Raw genomic sequence first — 19,222 nt, forward strand, 5'->3', positions numbered from 1 at the left:
TTAAGACCATTTAAAATAATGACGCTAGTATACCTAATCAACTTAAAAACACGAGTGAAGGTGTTCTATAACTATTTTCAAAATAAAAGCATTTGATACTGACAAAATAAAAAAACACTACTACTTTTATAGTAACCATAAGCTATACATTGAAAGGGATAACAGTGAACAAAATAGTGCCTAACATTTTAGTTGTTGACGACTCAAAAGCGATTTTGATTGTTATGGAAGCCATATTAAATGAATTAAATATGTCTGATAATGTAGTCACCTGCTTGAGTGCTGCTGAAGCCCTCGAAAAAGTTGCTTCTGATATAAACTACTTTGATGCTATTTTTACTGATCTCAATATGCCCGAAATGGACGGCATGGAACTAATCCGCCACTTAGGAGAGTTACATTATCAAGGCGGTATTATAATTGTTTCTGAAATGGACCATAAAGTTATTAGTTTAGCTGCCAGCCTTGCCAAGCAACATAACGCTCACCTCATTGGTAATATTACAAAACCAGTGCAACTATCTCAGGTAAGTAGGTTACTTATTAAAGTAGCGCAATTAAATAGCCATACTTTATTAAAAGAGTCAGCCATTTCAAAAGATGAGCTTATTGAAGCATTAAAAAATGATGAAATAACGCCTTTTTATCAACCAAAAATAAACGCTGATAATAATAGAATTGAGAGCGTTGAAGTATTAGCGCGTATTCTATCAAGTAAAGACGGCAATATTATTTTACCTAACCGTTTTATAGGTATTGCCGAGCAACATAACTTAATTAATCAAATTACATTTTCTCTTTTTGAAAAGGCCACCAGCGAATTCAAAAATATGAAAGCGCAACTAGGTCATGATTTTAAGATGGCATTTAACTTATCGCCAACTCAGCTCGACGACTTAAACTGCCCTAATAAATTACTACTCATTTTAGAACTAAATCAACTCACGCCTAGTAATATAATTATAGAAATAACAGAACAACATGCACTCTCAAGCCTCATGCAATTAGAAACACTAAACAGATTAAGAATGCATGGCTTTGGTATATCGCTAGATGACTTTGGTGTTGGTTTTACTAATATGAATCAACTTCGAAACCTTCCTTTTACTGAAATTAAGATAGACCGCTCACTCATTAGCCATATAGAAACAGATTTATTTTCTCAAGTGGTTGTAAGTTCGTTATTTAACATTACGAGTAAAGATAATTTAGATTTAGTGGCAGAAGGTGTTGAGCGCCCAGAAGAGCTCGTTTATTTAAGGCACTATAAAAGAAAACTAGCCATACAAGGTTTTTTATTTAGTCGTCCTAAACCACAAAACGAATTTATATCTTGGGCTAAAGATTGGCTGAAAACTGATGGTAGCCCCGCTTAAAGCGGTATTAATATTTAATCGGGGCTGGTTAACTAATTATCACCCCGAGTGTGTTTATCTTCTTCGCTGACTATATGTGCACTACTTGCTAAACGTTTGTGCCAACGCTGCCTTGCTACTGCGCGCATATTAGTAGATTGGTCACGCTCATCTACAATCTCTAGCCCCATTAAAGCTTCAATCATGTCCTCTAGCGTTACAATACCCTGCACGTCACCGTACTCATCTACAACTAGGCATATATGCGTGCGCTTTGTTAAAAGAGTTTGCAGTAACGACGATACATTTTGAGAACTCGGCACCGTATAAATAGGCTTAATCAATTTGCTAATTTTGTAATCGGTACCTAAGCGGTGAAATGCCAACATAATATCGTTTTTATGCACAAACCCTACAATATCGTCGCTGTCTTTATCAAATACCAATATACGAGAAAATGACGACGAACCGTGATCGTTTAAATACTGATTCACGGTTAAGTCTTTGTGGATTTTAAAAATTACAGTTCGAGGCGTCATTAAGTCGCATAATTTTGCATGTCTAAAATGCAATAAATTACGAATTATTTCGGACTCATCCTGATGTAATGCACCAGACTCCGTACCTATATCAGCCATTGCCTCTATCTCTTGACGAATATAGTAAGCCTCATCGTGCTTTGGACCCATTAAATTTGTTAGCTTTTGTGCAAACCATACAAAAGGCTTTAGCAATATAACTAAAAACCTCAAAGCGTAAGTAACACTTGGCGTTAGAGCTCGCCAGTAATTAGCCCCCAAGGTTTTAGGAATAATTTCAGAAAGAATTAATACGAGGAATGTCATAATGGCTGATGCAATGCCTACAGCCGCATCGGAAAACACGACAGCTGCCTGTGCGCCTACCCCAGCAGCACCCGCAGTATGGGCAACCGTATTTAAAGTTAAAATAGCAGCTAAAGGCTGATCTATATTGTTTTTAAGTTTTTCGAGCTGTTTAGCAAGCTCAGGATGATCTTTCCTAAGTGATGCAACATAGCTGGGCGAAATACTTAATAACACAGCCTCCATCACAGAACATAAAAACGAAATAACAATCGCCACTACCATATAAACTATCAGTAAAGTCACTTTCTCTCCTCTATATTGGATATGTGAGCATGGTATCAATACATGCTATATTTGGCCAAACTTCCAATAATAATAGGCATAATAATGAAATTTAGCGCACCATGGTGTCATCAAAATAAGCTATTTAAGCATGCAGCGGCTCTTTTGACGCTTAGCAGCTTAAGCTTTGCTGCAATAGCCGCACCATTGGATAAATCAAAAATTCAGTTTATCGGCCCACTTGCCGAAGACATGCAGTTAAAGCCTTTTCAAACACCTCATGGCAATGCCATTATTAGTAACCTATTGCCGCAGCTACAAGCAGACTCAGATAGTTTTTCTGTATTTGGGAAAAAACAAAATTGGCAGCCGTTTAATAAAATCAATGCGCTCACTTTAGGTGGGTTACAGGCACTAAAATTTAATATTGAAACAACCCGCTTTACACAAGGTACACTTACCTTAAAAGGGATTGAGCAAGGTCAGTTATTTATTAATGGCGAACTACAAACAGGCGATAAAAATAGCTATAAGTTAGCTTTAAATAACAGTACTCACTCTATTTTAATAGTAGCCCAACAAGTAGCTAATTGGCACGACGTAATGCTTGATTTTGCACCTAAAAGCGACGTTGATAAAATTACGCTTAGCGCCTCACAAACAAAACGCTTATCTGCAAAACAATTGTTTGATGCCCCTACAATCAGTCAATTATCACTCGCACCTAATGCTAAGCAGTACGTTACTACTACTCGCACTTATAGCGATAAAACACAAAACCAAGCAAATACAGTTACTGTACTTAAAGATTCAGATAATCAAACGCTTTATCGCTTCGAAGCAGGCCAACCAAGTAACATTATTTGGAGTCCAGATAACCAATATTTAGTGTATTTGTTAAATGGTGAGCTTAAACAACTTAGCCGTAAAAACTTCTCAATAAAAACATTAGCAAACGATTTAGAAGGAGCCAATGGCTTTACCTTTTATAACGACACCAGCCTTTTGTTTAGCTGGTCTAAATCACCTGAGAACACTAACAGCTTAACTAAGCACTATAAAGGTCTACAAGATCGCTGGTCGTATGCACGTACCACCAGCCAAATTTATATGTTTGATACTAAAAGTGGTTTAACAAAAGCACTTAGCCAAGGTCCTCTTTCTTACAGCCTTGAAGATTCAAATAGTAACCGTGGCAAAATATTAATGAGCCGCCCAGTAATGGCAATGCAAGCATCAACCCACCCTGAAACAGAGTTAGTCGAACTCGATTTAAAATCAAATAAGCTTTCATCGCTTGGTAAATTCAAAACGTTTAATTTAGCTAAATATGCAAATAAAGACATTTATGTAATTGCAGGCCCTGACTTTAAAAATGGCGCAGGCAGAGCTCTACCAAAAGCAATGCTTGCTAATAACTACGACGGGCAACTTTACCTACTTACTGAAGGCGGTAAAAACGTAAAAGCACTTAGTAAACAATTCGATTCTGCTATTGGCCAACTGCAAGTTTTAGAAAACGGCGATGCGCTCATTAAAGTAACAGAGCAAGACACTCAACCGCTTTACCTATTTGATTTAAGTAAACAGCGCTTTAAAAAGTTAAATACAGGATTGGATATTGTTGAACAATTTAGTTACTCACACGACCGTAATACCGAAATTTTATTAAGTGGCACTAACGCTTTAGCGCCACAACAGCTAAAACGCCTTAACGTAAGTAAAAATAAAACAGATTTAATATGGGATTCAAAACCAAGTAGCTATGCAAATACACGACTCCCTACATTAGAGGAGTTTAATTTTAAAAATAAACATGGGGTTGAAATAACTGGCCGCGTTTATATTCCTAGCAATTTAGATAAAACTAAAAAGCACCCGGCGCTCGTGTATTACTACGGCGGCACTTCACCAGTTACGCGTGGTTTTACAGGTCGTTATCCGTTTAACTTATGGGCAGAAAATGGCTACGTTGTTTATGTAGTACAGCCTACTGGCGCAACAGGGTTTGGACAAAAGTTTTCAGCGCAGCATGTTAATGCCTGGGGCGACTACACTGCAGACGATATTATCGAAGGCACGCAAGCCTTTTTAAAGAAATACAACTATGTTGATAGTGAAAAGGTAGGAAATTTAGGGGCATCATACGGTGGCTTCATGACCATGTTATTGGCAACTAAAACCGATATATTTAGTGCTTCAATAGCTCATGCGGGTATTTCTAATATTACCTCGTATTGGGGTGAAGGTTGGTGGGGCTACTTATATTCTGGCGAAGCGTCAAAAAATAGCTTCCCATGGAATAACCCTGAGCTTTACAGCCAACATAGCCCTGTATTTCATGCCGACAAAGTAACAACACCTATGCTGCTTCTTCATGGTGATAGCGATACCAATGTACCTGTTGGCGAAAGCTTAACAATGTACACTGCGCTTAAACTGCTTAACAAGGACGTAGAATTAATCGAATACAAAGGCGCCGATCATCAAATATTTGCACGCGATAAACGATTTGATTGGTGGAACACCATGCTCGCATACTTTGATAAAAAGCTAAAAGATGAACCTCAATGGTGGGACTCAATGTATAAAAATGACTGAGCCTGAACCTTTAAAATAACGACTTAATACAGATTTATTAATAGTAGTATTAATTATTTAGCACCTTTTAATTAGTTTAAAGGTGCTAACCTCATCCTCTAATAACGTCTTATACACCTTTGAAATATTAAGTTACTTAAAACTAATAAACCCCCTTCTCAGCATTTACCTAATGGTGCTACCATACAGAGCTATAAGCATTCAAAATAAAGTACTATGGCTATTAATGTTTTATTGGTTGAAGACGATGAACTACTCGTTAAACGCATCCAAAATCACTTTGCAGATACCGAATTTACAATAGAGGTAGACCCAACTGGCGCTGATGCACTTAACATTGTAAGGCAGCGGGTAAACCTGCGCGGTGCTATATCATTAGCCATAATTGACATTGTTTTGCCAAAGCGCGACGGGCTTCAGCTCGCAAAAGAATTAAACACACTTACCGATATTGGCGTTATTGTATTATCGAGTCGTGACTCCCAAGCCGATCGTATTGCAGGCCTTGCACAAGGTGCTGATGACTATATTTGTAAGCCCGTCGATTTACTGGAGTTAGAACTTCGCATGCGCGCGCTCTATAAGCGTGTTGCCGTTAACCTAGAAGACGACGAAAGCGAAGAGTTTATAGAATATGCTGACTTTAAGCTTCACCCCGATAACCGCACACTAATTACTGCTGCAGGCGTTGAATCACGCTTAACTGAAGCCGAACATAAAGTGCTTATTTGCTTAATTAGTAATGCAGGTAAAGCCACATCCCGTGAAAAAATATCAGAAGAAATAGGCCAGCCCGATTGGAGTCCAAACGATCGTACTGTTGATGTGCTGATTGGTCGTTTACGTAAAAAATTAAATGACGAAAAAGATCAAAAACGTATTGTTACCGTTCGCGGTAAAGGCTATATGCTCTCTATTTAATATTTAGTTAATTGCGCAATAAGGCGCTCAAATGCACGGTAATTAAGAGCTTCCTTAAGCTCATTTAAACTAATATTTTCAGCCCCCTTTAAATCACTAATAGTTCGCGCCACCTTAATTACTCTATGATAAGAGCGTGGCGATAAAGACAACTTTTCGCTTGCTCTGGCTAAAAACTGCAACTCTGCTGGCGCCAGTACACAGTGCACACTCATTTCTTTATTATTAAGCCTCGCATTAACCTTACCTTGGCGTTTTAGTTGTAGGTAATAAGCCGCTTCAACTCTTGCTCTAACCTCAGCACTACTTTCCTCCGGCTGAGTACTTTGTAGTTCAACACTCGTTAAACGAGGCAGTTCTATTTGCAAATCAATACGGTCAATAAAAGGCCCTGATACTCGCGATAAATAACGCATAACTTGATCGGGAGTTGCCCGCTTATCAGTATGGCTCCCTGTTGGGCTTGGATTTAATGCTGTAATAAGCTGAAACTGCGCCGGAAACTCCATTTGCCTAGCTGCACGTGAAATAGTAACTGTACCGGTTTCCATTGGCTCACGCAGTGAATCAAGTACCTTACGCTCGAATTCCGGTAACTCATCTAAGAAGAGCACACCGTTATGTGCCAGAGAAATTTCACCAGGTTTGGGATTCGAAGAGCCCCCCACCAAAGCAACAGCTGAACAAGTATGATGTGGATTACGAAATGGCCGCTGTCGCCAATTAGTTAAATCTATGGATTGCCCAATAATAGAGTAAAGCGCAGCTGTTGAAATAGCTTCATCGTCCGACATAGTAGGCATTATAGTTGCCATTCGCTGGGCCAGCATCGATTTACCAGTACCTGGAGGACCTAAAAATAGTAAATTATGCCCGCCAGCTGCAGCAATTTCGAGTACTCGCTTTGCACCGGGCTGACCTTTCACATCGCTTAAATCAAGTAAAAAGTCAGGGGCTTGTGTGCAGTCGGGATATTCTATATTTAATGGTAAGGGTTGTTGATTAAGTAAATCCCCCCACACTTCTTGAATAGAGCTTACGGCTTTGCGTTTAACGCCATTAACTAGGCTTGCTAGGCTGTCGTTTGCAAGAGGTAAAAAGCAGCAACGATCTTGCTCTTTTGCAGCAAGTACCGAAGGTAAAATAGCGTTTACACCACGCACCTCACCATTAAGAGCAAGCTCCCCATAAAACTCATACTTATGAATATCAGGACACACTATTTGCCCAGAGGCGACTAAAATACCCACCGCAATAGCAAGATCAAACCGTCCGCCATCTTTTGGCAAATCGGCAGGGGCTAAATTTACAGTTATTCGTTGATCGGGAAAACCAAATTGTGAGTTTTCGAGTGCGCTACGTACTCTATCTTTTGATTCTTTAACGGACGCTTCGGGCAGGCCTACTATATGAAAAGCGGGTAAACCATTTCCTAGGTGAACTTCTACAATAACTTCAGGGGCATTTATACCCACTTGAGCACGAGAAAATATACGAGCTAACGACATTCCTTATCCTAGTAAATGGTGTGATTACACCAGTTTAGTCAGGATATTTAAAAACGTGTAATGTGATTTGCCATTTTATAGCAGCTAAACGAAGTAATAAGGTCATTAACATACCTAATACCATCGCCATTTCGGTTACTAACGAAAAACTAATGCCAAGCGTATAAACAGTGCCACCCGCTATACAGGTAATAGCGTAAAGCTCACCTTTTAATAGCATAGGGATCTCGCGTGCAAGCACATCTCGAATTAACCCACCAAAGCAGCCTGTAATTACAGCCATAATTACCGCAGTCATATCGGGCATACCAACAAGCTGCGCTTTTTGCGCCCCCATTACTGCAAAAAAAGCTAAACCAAACGCATCCGCTGTTTGTAAAATATAATGAGGTATCGGCTTTTGTTTATTTATAAGGCGTGTTGTAACAAATACTGAAGCTAGTATGGCAAAAAAGTAACTTTGATCGTGTAACCAAAACACAGGAACATCTAAAATTAGATCTCGCACTGTACCACCACCAATAGCAGTTACCGTCGCTAAAACTACGACTCCAAAGCCATCCATTTTTTTTTCGTACGCTAGCAAAGTGCCCGACACAGCAAACACCGCAATGCCTATTAAATCAAACCAGTGATAAAGTTCTGTCATGTGATGTGTATTGTTACTTAAAATCTTTTAACCGTTTTAACATAAAATACTCTTTTTTAAAAAATAAGTTATTTGTTAAACGTCACAGATATTAGAGTAAAGTCATTAAATAAAGCAGAATATAAGGTATTTTATCAAACTGCTGACACAAAAAATCACTCGATAAAGAGTGCGATTTTGTTTTAAATTTTTAGGTATTTAATTTCAGTGGTTGCGGGAGCTTGAGTTTATAAAAAGCGAACCGACGACCTTCGCTTACTTGTGCAAAGTGTTTTGCGCAGTAACAGTGGGTTTAAATTTATAAGAATTTATTAAACTGCAGACGCAAAAAATCACTCGATAAAGAGTGCTATTTTGTTTTAACTTTTTAGGTATTTAATTTCAGTAGTTGCGGGAGCTTGAGTTTGTAAAAAGCGAACCGACGACCTTCGCTTACTTATGCAGAGTATTTTGCGTAGTAACGGTGAGTTTTATAATTATAGGAATTCATTAAACTGCAGACGCAAAAAATCACTCGATAAAGAGTGCGATTTTGTTTTAGCTTTTTAGGTATTTAATTTCAGTGGTTGCGGGAGCTTGAGTTTATAAAAAGCGAACCGACGACCTTCGCTTACTTGTGCAAAGTGTTTTGCGCAGTAACAGTGGGTTTAAATTTATAAGAATTTATTAAACTGCAGACGCAAAAAATCACTCGATAAAGAGTGCTATTTTGTTTTAACTTTTTAGGTATTTAATTTCAGTAGTTGCGGGAGCTTGAGTTTGTAAAAAGCGAACCGACGACCTTCGCTTACTTATGCAGAGTATTTTGCGTAGTAACGGTGAGTTTTATAATTATAGGAATTCATTAAACTGCAGACGCAAAAAATCACTCGATAAAGAGTGCGATTTTGTTTTAGCTTTTTAGGTATTTAATTTCAGTGGTTGCGGGAGCTTGAGTTTATAAAAAGCGAACCGACGACCTTCGCTTACTTGTGCAAAGTGTTTTGCGCAGTAACAGTGGGTTTAAATTTATAAGAATTTATTAAACTGCAGACGCAAAAAATCACTCGATAAAGAGTGCGATTTTGTTTTAGCTTTTTATGTATTTAATTTCAGTGGTTGCGGGAGCTTGAGTTTGTAAAAAGCGAACCGACGACCTTCGCTTACTTGTGCAAAGTGTTTTGCGCAGTAACGGTGAGTTTTATAATTATAAGAATTTATTAAACTGCAGACGCAAAAAATCACTCGATAAAGAGTGCTATTTTGTTTTAACTTTTTAGGTATTTAATTTCAGTGGTTGCGGGAGCCGGATTTGAACCGACGACCTTCGGGTTATGAGCCCGACGAGCTACCAGACTGCTCCATCCCGCGCCTGAAATTTGTAGACTTGTTTAAAGTTGCTTACATTACAACTTGGCTTCCAATTAAAGAATTGGTTGCGGGAGCCGGATTTGAACCGACGACCTTCGGGTTATGAGCCCGACGAGCTACCAGACTGCTCCATCCCGCGCCTGTGTATTTTAAGTCTATCGACTACTTTATTTTATCTCTTAAGCTAGAGTTTACAGTAACCAAATCTTATAAAAAATTGGTTGCGGGAGCCGGATTTGAACCGACGACCTTCGGGTTATGAGCCCGACGAGCTACCAGACTGCTCCATCCCGCGCCTGTAATTTCTTTAAAACATTTTCGTAATATTTACGAGCCTGCCTTGAAGAGAGCGCTACTATATAGGAATAAACATTTAATGCAAGGCCNCTTGAAGAGAGCGCTACTATATAGGAATAAACATTTAATGCAAGGCCTAAACTAATTAAAGTTGTTCAACCGAACAAAAAGCAATCAAATTGCTATTCTGCGCTCAACCTTTGATGCGGATTAATCATTTTTTGCCATTCCCAGTCTGGATGCCCCATCACTATAAAGTCAGGGTTCTCAGTACTCTCGCGTTGGTTGTACGTTAGCGGGTTAAATTCTGCATCGGTAATACAACCACCGGCTTCTTCAACAATAACTTGTGAAGCACCTGTATCCCACTCTCCCGTTGGACCAATTCTTAAAAAACAATCTGCTTTGCCTTCTGCAACAGTACAAGCTTTTAATGAGCACGAGCCAATAGCAATAGTTGTAAACTGACTATTTAAATACTGACTCACCGCTTCTATTTTTTGGCGGCGGCTCACTGCAAGCGTCAAGTTCTCTGGCGGCGCTACAGATATTTGCTTATCAATTGAGTTTTCACGTTTAAAGGCACCATTTTTAGCTGTAGCAAAATAAGTCACACCTTTTGCAGGCCAATGAATAACTCCAAGCACAGGATGATTATTTTCAATCAATGCAATGTTTACTGCAAAGTCGCCACTTTCTAAAATAAATTCGCCTGTACCATCCATCGGATCGAGCAACCAATAGCGCTGCCAGTCCTGTCTGTCGGCGAGTGCAGGTATAGGTGTTTCTTCCGACATAATTGGGATATCGGGCGCTAAGACTTTTAATCCAGCAACCAGTACGTCATTTGCTGCTAAGTCAGCTTTGGTAACAGGCGTATTATCTGATTTCTCTTGTTGGCCAATATCGCCTTTTTTATAAATGGCCATAATTGCATCGCCAGCACGCTCAGCTAATTCAATACACGGTTCGATTAATTTATTCATCGGCAGCTCCAGACGCTAAATACTTATCTAATAATAGCAAAGCTGCAACACTGCGTGCTTCGGTAAAATCTTCTTGGTCTAATAATGACTGCCACTGAGTTAATGGCCACTTAACAACAACAAGCGGCTCTGGTTCGTCGCCAATAAGGGTTTGTGGGTATAATTGCTTAGCAAATAAAATATGCATAGTGGCATTAAAGTAACTCGGCGCCATTGTTACTGTTCTTAATGGTTTAAAATACTCAGCACCAAAGCCAATTTCTTCTTTAAGCTCTCTGTTAGCAGCTTGCTCTGGCGTTTCGCCCGGATCGATTAAGCCTTTAGGAAAACCTAACTGGTAATCGTTTGTGCCCGCACAGTATTCACGTACAAGTAGTAATTCGTTGTCTGCACTTAACGGAACAATCATCACTGCTCCCCGGCCACCGCCGCGAATTCGCTCATACTGGCGCTCTTCGTTATTAGAAAACTTTAGCTCTAAAGACTCCACAGTAAACAGGCGGCTTTTAGCGACAACATTGTTACTGAGGATTTGTGGTGGTGTTGGGTGCTTTTTCTGTGTCATTGGCGTTAATTTGCTATCATGGCAGTTAGTTCAATAATAAACCTTATAAGTTGAAATTCCTATGTTAAATTGGTCAAAAATCGATACCGTTTTGCTCGACATGGATGGAACATTACTCGATTTACATTACGACAGTCATTTTTGGCTTAACGTTATTCCTGCGCAACACGCATTAGCAAGGGGCATTAGCCTAGATGCAGCTAAAGCAGATATTTTAAAACGCTATCAAGCTGTGAGCGGTCAAATACAGTGGTATTGTTTAGATTATTGGGAGCAGCAATTAAGCTTGCCTATAATGGAGCTTAAACGAGAGTCTCAGCATTTAATTAAAATGCGCGAAGACGTACCTCATTTTTTAACTGAGCTTAAAAAAGCAGGCAAAGAGTTAATTTTACTTACCAACGCCCACCCTGAGAGTGTCATGCTTAAATTTGAGCATACAGCGATTGATAACTACCTAGATGGCGTAGTGTCGACTCATGAATATGGAGTAAGTAAAGAGCAACAAAGTTTGTGGCACCAAGTACAAAAAGACTTAGGATTTAATAAGCAGCGCACTTTGTTTGTAGATGACAGTGTGCCGGTTTTGAATGCCGCACGAGAATACGGCATTGAGCACTTACTTGCAGTTGCTAACCCAGATAGCCAACAACCACATAACGAAATAGCCGATTACCTAAGTGTTACCGACTATCGTAAGATTATCTAACTCAACTTACGTGACTTAAATTTTTGGGTAACGCGCTTCTAGCCCTTGATATACTAACTTTGCAAAATCTGCATGTTCTGTATCAAGGCTTTTAACTACTTCAACTAAATGCTCGTTATCTTCTTGCCCATTCCATTCTTTAATATAGCTACCATCTTTGTAACCGTGATCTTGGCGGAAAAAGTTTAACGTGTTTTTACCTACGTAGCCGCGATATAAATCATCAATATCCATACCCATTTGCGCCATACAGCCGGCAAAGGCACCTGCATTAAACGTTTTATCTGCAACTGCAGAAGCCGCTAATATCTCTAGTGTTTGTTTAAAGTCATCAGCTTGTTGAGCATTACTAAGCTCAGTTTCAAGTTGCTTTGCTAAGTCTTCGTAGCTAGTTTCGCCGTCAATTCTAAGCGATAGACCAAAATGAAAAATATCAACCAACTCTAAAATAACTTGTTCAGTATCTGGTGTTTGTTTTTTCCACCATTTCCAACCATGATGATCCAACATTTCAGCACACTCAACCCAAATAGCGCGGTACCATTCAAACCCTTGAGTAAACCATTGCTCATGTACTTTAGTATTCATGGCGTTTTGCATTTCTAGCATCACTACTAGCTTGTTTAAATTGGCAGACATATCAGTTCCTGTCGTTTTGATTGGCGTAATGTTCGTTGGTGTAATAATACAGATAAAATGCTGATTGTGCATTGCTGTATATTTTTATTAGTGTGCTAGTTATGTTTATCGTGACGTCGTAAACTCATGCCATGAATCAATTAAATCAATGAAATCTTCAAAGCCACAACCACTACTTAAGCCATTTTCTTCAAGCGCTAAATCGTCATCTTGATACGCTATTAGGTCTTCGCTGTCTTGATGAAGCGCATGGGCTTCAAATAATGCTTCGTCTTTCGTTAATATTAAATCTATTTCTTGGCCTTTTAGCGTTAGCGGCTCATAGCTTGAACTCACCGATGCAATAAGCGCTTGCACCATGGCTACTTTGTCTTTGCCTATTTCTTCGTTTAGCCAGCGACCAATAATAGCGTGTTCACTGCTTATTTTAATACGTAGCCCACTAATAGGGTCGCGAATAAATTGATATTCCATAGGGTTTGCCTGTAAATCTTTAATTGCGTAATTATATACGTAAACGCCCGTAAACCACAGGACATATAAAGTAAAATAGCGCCACATGGGCGCTATTTTACTCAACTTGAAAACCGTTAACTTCGCGATCTATAACGCGCTGCGTCAATAATCGACCATAAGTAAATAATAGGCACAAGTACAAAGCCTACAAGCACATAAATTAGTGCGTAACTTATTATAATAGCGAGTGCAAAAAATATAGCCGCTAAAATACGCCCTTGCACTAACTGCCCTAAACCAGGAAAAAATATATTACATAATGCTGCGATTACGTTACCGCCAGAACCTTGATCTGCCATACTAACCTCTGTATTTATTTGATTTTATAATTATTTACTTACACACTCTATGCCAATTTATTAAAGCTTACAAATCAAATAGTTAAATTAGTCTAGATTTAGAGAGTTAGTAAATTTTGCTAACTTTAGGTCAAATTAGCAATTTTTGTTATGTGTTTGCACTTTTCTATTCGCTCAATTAATTAGCAAGTTACTCGTTTTGAACACTATTTTATAAATAGCTGTTTATAAAAACAGTATTTTATTTAGCCTAACAAAAACACCTGTTATACTGGCCACAATATTGATTAAAAAGGCGTAACGATGGACGTTTCACAATTACTCGATGGCTTAAATGACAAACAACGCGATGCCGTTGCAGCCCCACTACAAAACATGCTGGTATTAGCAGGTGCTGGGTCTGGTAAAACACGAGTGTTAGTTCATCGTATTGCGTGGCTTATGCAAGTTGAGCAAGCCTCCGCTTACAGTATTTTTGCAGTTACATTTACTAATAAAGCCGCTAAAGAAATGCGTGGCCGCGTTGAAGAAACACTAAAAGCGCCTGTAGGTGGCATGTGGATTGGTACTTTCCATGGTTTATCGCATCGTATTTTACGTGCTCATCACCGTGAAGCTAATTTACCAGAAGCCTTTCAAATTTTAGACTCTGACGATCAGCTTCGGATGATCAAGCGCTTATTAAAGTCGATGAATATTGATGATAAAAAATGGCCTGCTAAACAATTTGGCTGGTACATAAGCGCCAAAAAAGATGAAGCACTTCGCCCTAAAGATATTCAAGCATACGATATTAATGAGCAAATGATGCTGCGTGTTTATGCCGCCTATCAAGAGGCCTGTGATAGAGCGGGCCTAGTTGATTTTGCTGAAATATTACTACGCAGCTACGAAGTGTTAAAAAATAACCCTACGTTACTGCGTCATTATCAGCAACGCTTTGCGCATATGCTCGTAGACGAGTTCCAAGATACAAATACCATTCAATATGCTTGGTTAAAATTACTTGCTGGCGATACTAACAGCATTATGATTGTAGGCGACGATGACCAAAGCATTTATGGTTGGCGTGGTGCTAAAATCGAAAACATTAAACGTTTTTTAACTGACTTTAGCGCAGAAACCATTCGTCTTGAACAAAACTACCGCTCAACAGCGACTATTTTGAAAGCGTCTAACGCATTAATTCAAAATAACTCAGAACGTATGGGTAAAAGCTTGTGGACCGACGGTAACGACGGCGAGCCAATCTCTATTTATGCAGCATTTAATGAGTTAGACGAAGCACGCTTTGTAAGTAGCAAACTACGAAGCTGGTTAAATGCAGGTAATGCCCTACAAGATACCGCAATTTTATACCGTAGTAACGCGCAATCTCGTGTACTCGAGGAGGCCATGCTGCAAGAAGGCTTAAAATACCGTATTTATGGTGGTATGCGATTCTTCGAACGACAAGAAATTAAAGATGCGCTTTCGTATTTACGCCTAGTAGGTAATCGTCAAGACGATGCCGCGTTTGAGCGTGTAATTAATACGCCAGCACGCGGTATTGGTGATAAAACATTGAGCCATATACGAGATTGTGCACGAGCAGAATCGTTACCGCTTTGGTATGCCGCAAAAGCAATTGTAGAACAACAGCACTTATCTGGTCGTGCCTCTGGTGCAGTAAGTAAGTTTGTAGAACTAGTCGAACAAATAGAAGATAAAATTAGCGATCTAACTTTGCATGAGCAAGCCAAGTACACAATTCAAACCTCAGGCTTGATGGCAATGTACCGAGCTGAAAAAGGTGAAAAAGGCCGTGCTCGCGTAGAAAACTTAGAAGAGCTAATTAGCGCATGTGACCAGTACGAACTTCCTGAAGACGAAGAATACAGCTCGCCTTTACAAGGCTTTTTAGCACATACATCACTTGAGTCAGGTGAAGGACAAGCAGAAGAGCACGAAGACGCCGTGCAAATGATGACACTTCACTCAGCTAAAGGCTTAGAGTTTCCGTTAGTGTTTATGGTGGGCGTAGAAGAAGGCATGTTCCCTTCTCAGCAAAGTAACGAAGAGTCTGGCCGCTTAGAAGAAGAGCGCCGCCTTTGTTATGTAGGCATGACACGAGCAATGGATAAGTTATACATTAGCCATGCTGAGAGTCGCCGTTTATACGGGCAAGAAAAATACCATAGCCCATCTCGCTTTTTACGCGAAATCCCTGAGGACTGCGTTGAAGAAATTCGTATTAAAACACAGGTTTCTCGCCCGCCTGCCGCCGGGCGTTTTAGCGCATCAGTTAGCCATGCCGCATTTGAAGACAGTGGCTTTAACTTAGGGCAACGAGTTTTGCATGCTAAGTTTGGTGTTGGTACCGTACTTAATTACGAAGGCAGTGGCGCGCAATCTCGCGTACAAGTTAACTTTGACGACCTTGGCAGTAAATGGTTAGTAACGGCCTATGCACGATTACAAGCTGTATAAAGCTCACCTAAATGAGTTAGAACAACAACTAGCTGGCGCGTATCATCGTCAGCTAGTGTTGATTACGGGCAGCCCTGCTTGGTGTTATGAATTACTTAACTCATTAATAGATGAAAACAATATACTTGTTGTATCAAAGCAGTGCGCGATTAAAAATTCGTACTGGCCTACTCGCACTCACCAAATTTTAGGGCAAGAATTTGCTCATGCTGTTTACGATGGTTTTAGTGGTTTACACCCTGATAAACTTGCAGCACTTACCGGCACCGTTAAAGCAGGCGGTATACTGTTTTTATTACTGCCCGAATTAAATGATTTAGCCTCTTGGCAAGACCCCTCATTAAGTACAGTGCAATCACACGGTCAGAGTATTGACTACAGTTTATTTAATCAACGTTTCGCGGCTATTATTAAGCAATTACCCGCTTTTCATTTTAGTGAAAAAAATGGCTGTATTAGTAATCTCGTCAGCTCTGTTACGCATAATAAAATTGATTATGTACCACAGCAAAACTGCGTTGAACAAATAGTAAAAGTAGCTAATGGTCGTGCCAACAGGCCTTTACTCATTAATGCTGATAGAGGTAGAGGCAAGTCGGCAGCACTTGGCTTAGCAGCCGCAAAATTAGCTGATAAAAAAGTAATTATTTGCAGCACTCAGTTTAAAGCGACCCATAGTAGCTTTAAACATTTAGCCAACGAGTTAGACCTGCAATACAACGCTGAACATAAACAGCTCGCCAACTTGCATTACGTTGCACCTGACGCGTTATTAAATGCATTACCTGAGTGCGATTTATTACTCATTGATGAAGCTGCCGCGATCCCTGTACCGTTATTGCTAAAAATGCTAGCTCATTACCCTCGTATAGTCTTTGCAAGTACACTGGTTGGGTATGAGGGCAATGGTAGGGGTTATACCATTCGCTTTAGTAACTATATAAAAGCGCACTATAAAGCCTCTAAAGTTGTAACGCTTGATGAGCCACTGCGTTTTGCTAAACACGATCCCCTCGAGAAGCACATTCGCACCTTGCTTGCACTCGATGCGCAATATAAAGAGTTAAGTATTGAGCAATTAGAGCAGCCAGTTCATAGCGAAATAACTCAGCAATCCCTTGTAAACAATGAGCCTTTACTGCAACAAGTTATTGCCCTGCTTGCATTGGCTCACTATCAAAGTAGTGTAAACGATTTACGCCAACTACTAGACGCACCATCGCAACGAATATTCATCAGCAAAATTAACAATCAATTAGTTGGTGTATGTTTAATCGCAATAGAAGGTGGTTTAAGTGAAGAACTTGCTCTACAGGTTATAAGCGGAGAGCGCCGCCCACAGGGTCATTTAATGGCTCAAACCCTCTCACAACTTAGTTTTAATAATGACTACTTAACACAGTTGAGCGCTCGCGTTGTACGAATAGCGATTGATCCGAGTTCTCACAATATGGGTTCTGGTAAAAAGCTACTTAGCTATTGCGAGTCGCAAGTAAAAAGCCAATGTAGTTGGTTTGGTGCAAGCTTTGGCGCAACAGCGCAGCTACTTAACTTTTGGCAAAAACAAGGGTTTGATACCGTAAAACTGGGTTATCAACGCGATAAAAGCACAGCTGAACATTCAGCGCTTGTGGTTAAATGCTTAAGCAATAAAAGTGCAATTATCCAACCTTTGAAAAAGCAGTTTAAAAACGACTTTTTTTATGCTCTTTTAACACATTTTAAAACACTAGATTGGCAACTTGTAAGTATTTTAATTGAAGGATTTAGCGATGAGTTAGTAAGCCCCGAGACTCGCGAACGATTAGCCTTGCTCGTAAACAGTAACTTCACTCAATTTAATATCTCTGCGACTCTCTGGCAGGTAGTGAATCAGTCTCCTTCTTGTATGTCTCAATTAACAGAGTCTGATAAACAACTTTTAATAAAGTTAGTGCTGCAAAATGAATGTAATGAAAAAGTGATTCAACACTTAGGTTTATTAGGAAAAAAGCAGCTTGAGAATCAATTTAAACGTGCCATAAAAAACCTCACTAGTGCCATCTAATAACTCCTAGTTACCTATCTCTATTAAATCTTATCCATCTTTAAGCTATTTATTTAATTTGTTCTATCCTTAAAGCATTAACAGGTAAATTAAGATAAAGGCATGGAATTAATAAACTTTAAAGTGGGCTGCAAAACAATTTCACTTAAAATACTCGATATTTTATTAACAGAGCGCTTTGACAATAATCTAACAACTTTACCCAACAATAATAAAAGCTTTATTGGTGTTAAAGATTATATGGATATACCAACGCCTGTGTTTGATTTAGGTATTATTTTAAATAATATCTCAACCGAACAAAGTAATGCGCATGTACTAAAACAACTAAGAACATGGCAAGAAAAACTATTAAACTGGTTCAATACCCTTCAAAGTAACTTGCTAAATAGCTCGGTTTCTATTTCAAGCAATGATGCAGAACTACAAGATTTTGTTCTGTTTTACAAAGAGTTCAACACCGATAATGAAGACTTAAAACTAACAATGTCTCGACTTAACGAACCTTTCCAATCATTGCTAGAAACGGTAAAAGAAGCTATATCAGCTCATAATCAAAGCGATTATAAACAAGTATCAGCTCTGCTCGAAAAAATTAAGCGTAGTAACCTAATTCAGCTAGAGCGTTTATTCGAATCAGCTAAAGAGCAAATAACCTTAGACTATAAACCTATTATTGTTTTTACCACTAAAGACGGCTTAAACCCACACGTAGGGTTATTGGTAGATAAAGTCGAAGATAATATCGACTATAAAAAAGAAGACATTAAACCACTAGATAAGCTCACTGAGGTTGGTTTTGATCTAGACCCACAAACTAAAAATATGATGCGAGGATTAATCAAGCTTTCACAAAAGCACAGTGTATTAATTGATCCAAGCGTAATATTTAAACCAACACAACTAGAAGAATCTGAAAGTGAAGAAACTCAAGCTTACGGACTATTTTAAATAGTCTTTAGATTTGGTTATAAACTTTAGTACTGAAGTAAGGAGCTATTCTACTCGACTTGTACATTTAGATAAATTGGAGAGAAATCGAGTGCGTAATGTTAGTTACTCATATTTCACTTTTCTGCAAACGTAAAAAAGCCCGAATCGTTAGATTCGGGCTTTCTACAATTTGAAGCCTGGTAATGTCCTACTTTCACATAGCAAATGCTACACTATCATCGGCGCTGTTTCGTTTCACTACTGAGTTC

The 19,222-nt window shown here is 39.2% G+C and carries 15 protein-coding genes and 3 tRNA genes; 7 read left to right on the forward strand and 11 right to left on the reverse strand.

From position 1 onward, the window contains the following. Nucleotides 1–164 precede the first annotated feature (164 nt). The gene (locus tag I6E82_RS15965; protein WP_197118277.1) at nt 165–1,376 is read left to right on the forward strand and encodes an EAL domain-containing response regulator; all 1,212 of its coding nucleotides are present in this window, start codon (nt 165–167) and stop codon (nt 1,374–1,376) included. A 32-nt stretch (nt 1,377–1,408) separates the two neighbouring features. Here I6E82_RS15965 and I6E82_RS15970 read toward each other — a convergent pair whose 3' ends face one another. Continuing rightward, entirely contained in the window at nt 1,409–2,485 is a 1,077-nt protein-coding gene (locus tag I6E82_RS15970; RefSeq protein WP_007587021.1) for a hemolysin family protein, read from the reverse strand. 84 nt (nt 2,486–2,569) lie between these two features. Here I6E82_RS15970 and I6E82_RS15975 point away from each other — a divergent pair, with 84 nt between their 5' ends. Continuing rightward, nucleotides 2,570–5,065, forward strand: a complete 2,496-nt coding sequence (locus I6E82_RS15975) for an alpha/beta hydrolase family protein (RefSeq protein WP_197118278.1) — start codon at nt 2,570–2,572, stop codon at nt 5,063–5,065. 216 nt (nt 5,066–5,281) lie between these two features. Then, a complete protein-coding gene (locus tag I6E82_RS15980; RefSeq protein WP_002957913.1) occupies nt 5,282–5,986 on the forward strand; it encodes a response regulator transcription factor in 705 nt (234 codons plus the stop codon). Here the strand turns inward: I6E82_RS15980 and I6E82_RS15985 are convergent. The 7 genes from I6E82_RS15985 to nudE all read right to left on the reverse strand — a co-directional run bounded on the left by I6E82_RS15985 (nt 5,983) and on the right by nudE (nt 11,341). Beyond that, a complete protein-coding gene (locus I6E82_RS15985; RefSeq protein ID WP_024590552.1) occupies nt 5,983–7,494 on the reverse strand; it encodes a YifB family Mg chelatase-like AAA ATPase in 1,512 nt (503 codons plus the stop codon). The genes I6E82_RS15980 and I6E82_RS15985 overlap by 4 nt on opposite strands. A 34-nt stretch (nt 7,495–7,528) precedes the next feature. Beyond that, nucleotides 7,529–8,143, reverse strand: a complete 615-nt coding sequence (locus I6E82_RS15990) for a trimeric intracellular cation channel family protein (RefSeq protein ID WP_007587018.1) — start codon at nt 8,141–8,143, stop codon at nt 7,529–7,531. A gap of 1,273 nt (nt 8,144–9,416) precedes the next feature. Then, nucleotides 9,417–9,493, reverse strand: a tRNA-Met gene (locus tag I6E82_RS15995). 62 nt (nt 9,494–9,555) lie between these two features. Next, nucleotides 9,556–9,632 (reverse strand) — tRNA-Met (locus I6E82_RS16000). A 79-nt stretch (nt 9,633–9,711) separates the two neighbouring features. Further along, nucleotides 9,712–9,788 (reverse strand) — tRNA-Met (locus I6E82_RS16005). Between the two features lie 184 nt (nt 9,789–9,972). Beyond that, entirely contained in the window at nt 9,973–10,776 is an 804-nt protein-coding gene (gene cysQ, locus I6E82_RS16010; RefSeq protein WP_007586545.1) for a 3'(2'),5'-bisphosphate nucleotidase CysQ, read from the reverse strand. Continuing rightward, nucleotides 10,769–11,341: an ADP compounds hydrolase NudE gene (gene nudE, locus I6E82_RS16015; RefSeq protein WP_007586548.1), complete on the reverse strand. Its 573-nt coding sequence runs from the start codon at nt 11,339–11,341 to the stop codon at nt 10,769–10,771. Before nudE ends, cysQ begins: the two co-directional genes overlap by 8 nt. A gap of 61 nt (nt 11,342–11,402) precedes the next feature. Here nudE and yrfG point away from each other — a divergent pair, with 61 nt between their 5' ends. Further along, nucleotides 11,403–12,050, forward strand: a complete 648-nt coding sequence (gene yrfG / locus I6E82_RS16020; RefSeq protein WP_007378908.1) for a GMP/IMP nucleotidase — start codon at nt 11,403–11,405, stop codon at nt 12,048–12,050. 15 nt (nt 12,051–12,065) lie between these two features. Here the strand turns inward: yrfG and I6E82_RS16025 are convergent, their stop codons facing one another. The 3 genes from I6E82_RS16025 to I6E82_RS16035 form a co-directional block, all read right to left on the reverse strand. Further along, the gene (locus I6E82_RS16025; protein WP_007586550.1) at nt 12,066–12,689 is read right to left on the reverse strand and encodes a dUTP diphosphatase; all 624 of its coding nucleotides are present in this window, start codon (nt 12,687–12,689) and stop codon (nt 12,066–12,068) included. A gap of 105 nt (nt 12,690–12,794) precedes the next feature. Then, nucleotides 12,795–13,163, reverse strand: a complete 369-nt coding sequence (locus I6E82_RS16030) for a YacL family protein (RefSeq protein ID WP_024592461.1) — start codon at nt 13,161–13,163, stop codon at nt 12,795–12,797. Between the two features lie 116 nt (nt 13,164–13,279). Continuing rightward, a complete protein-coding gene (locus tag I6E82_RS16035) occupies nt 13,280–13,504 on the reverse strand; it encodes a hypothetical protein (protein WP_002963009.1) in 225 nt (74 codons plus the stop codon). 303 nt (nt 13,505–13,807) lie between these two features. Here I6E82_RS16035 and uvrD point away from each other — a divergent pair, with 303 nt between their 5' ends. From uvrD to I6E82_RS16050, 3 genes are all read left to right on the forward strand, one after another. After that, nucleotides 13,808–15,973: a DNA helicase II gene (gene uvrD / locus I6E82_RS16040; RefSeq protein WP_197118279.1), complete on the forward strand. Its 2,166-nt coding sequence runs from the start codon at nt 13,808–13,810 to the stop codon at nt 15,971–15,973. Next, the gene (locus I6E82_RS16045) at nt 15,951–18,020 is read left to right on the forward strand and encodes a GNAT family N-acetyltransferase (protein WP_197118280.1); all 2,070 of its coding nucleotides are present in this window, start codon (nt 15,951–15,953) and stop codon (nt 18,018–18,020) included. The genes uvrD and I6E82_RS16045 overlap by 23 nt, the downstream gene beginning before the upstream one ends. A gap of 102 nt (nt 18,021–18,122) precedes the next feature. Beyond that, nucleotides 18,123–18,971, forward strand: coding sequence for a chemotaxis protein (locus tag I6E82_RS16050; RefSeq protein ID WP_197118281.1), 849 nt, complete (start codon nt 18,123–18,125; stop codon nt 18,969–18,971). Nucleotides 18,972–19,222 lie beyond the last annotated feature (251 nt).

This window comes from Pseudoalteromonas sp. NZS11, assembly GCF_015864765.1.
In the GTDB taxonomy this organism is placed as follows: domain Bacteria; phylum Pseudomonadota; class Gammaproteobacteria; order Enterobacterales; family Alteromonadaceae; genus Pseudoalteromonas; species Pseudoalteromonas arctica.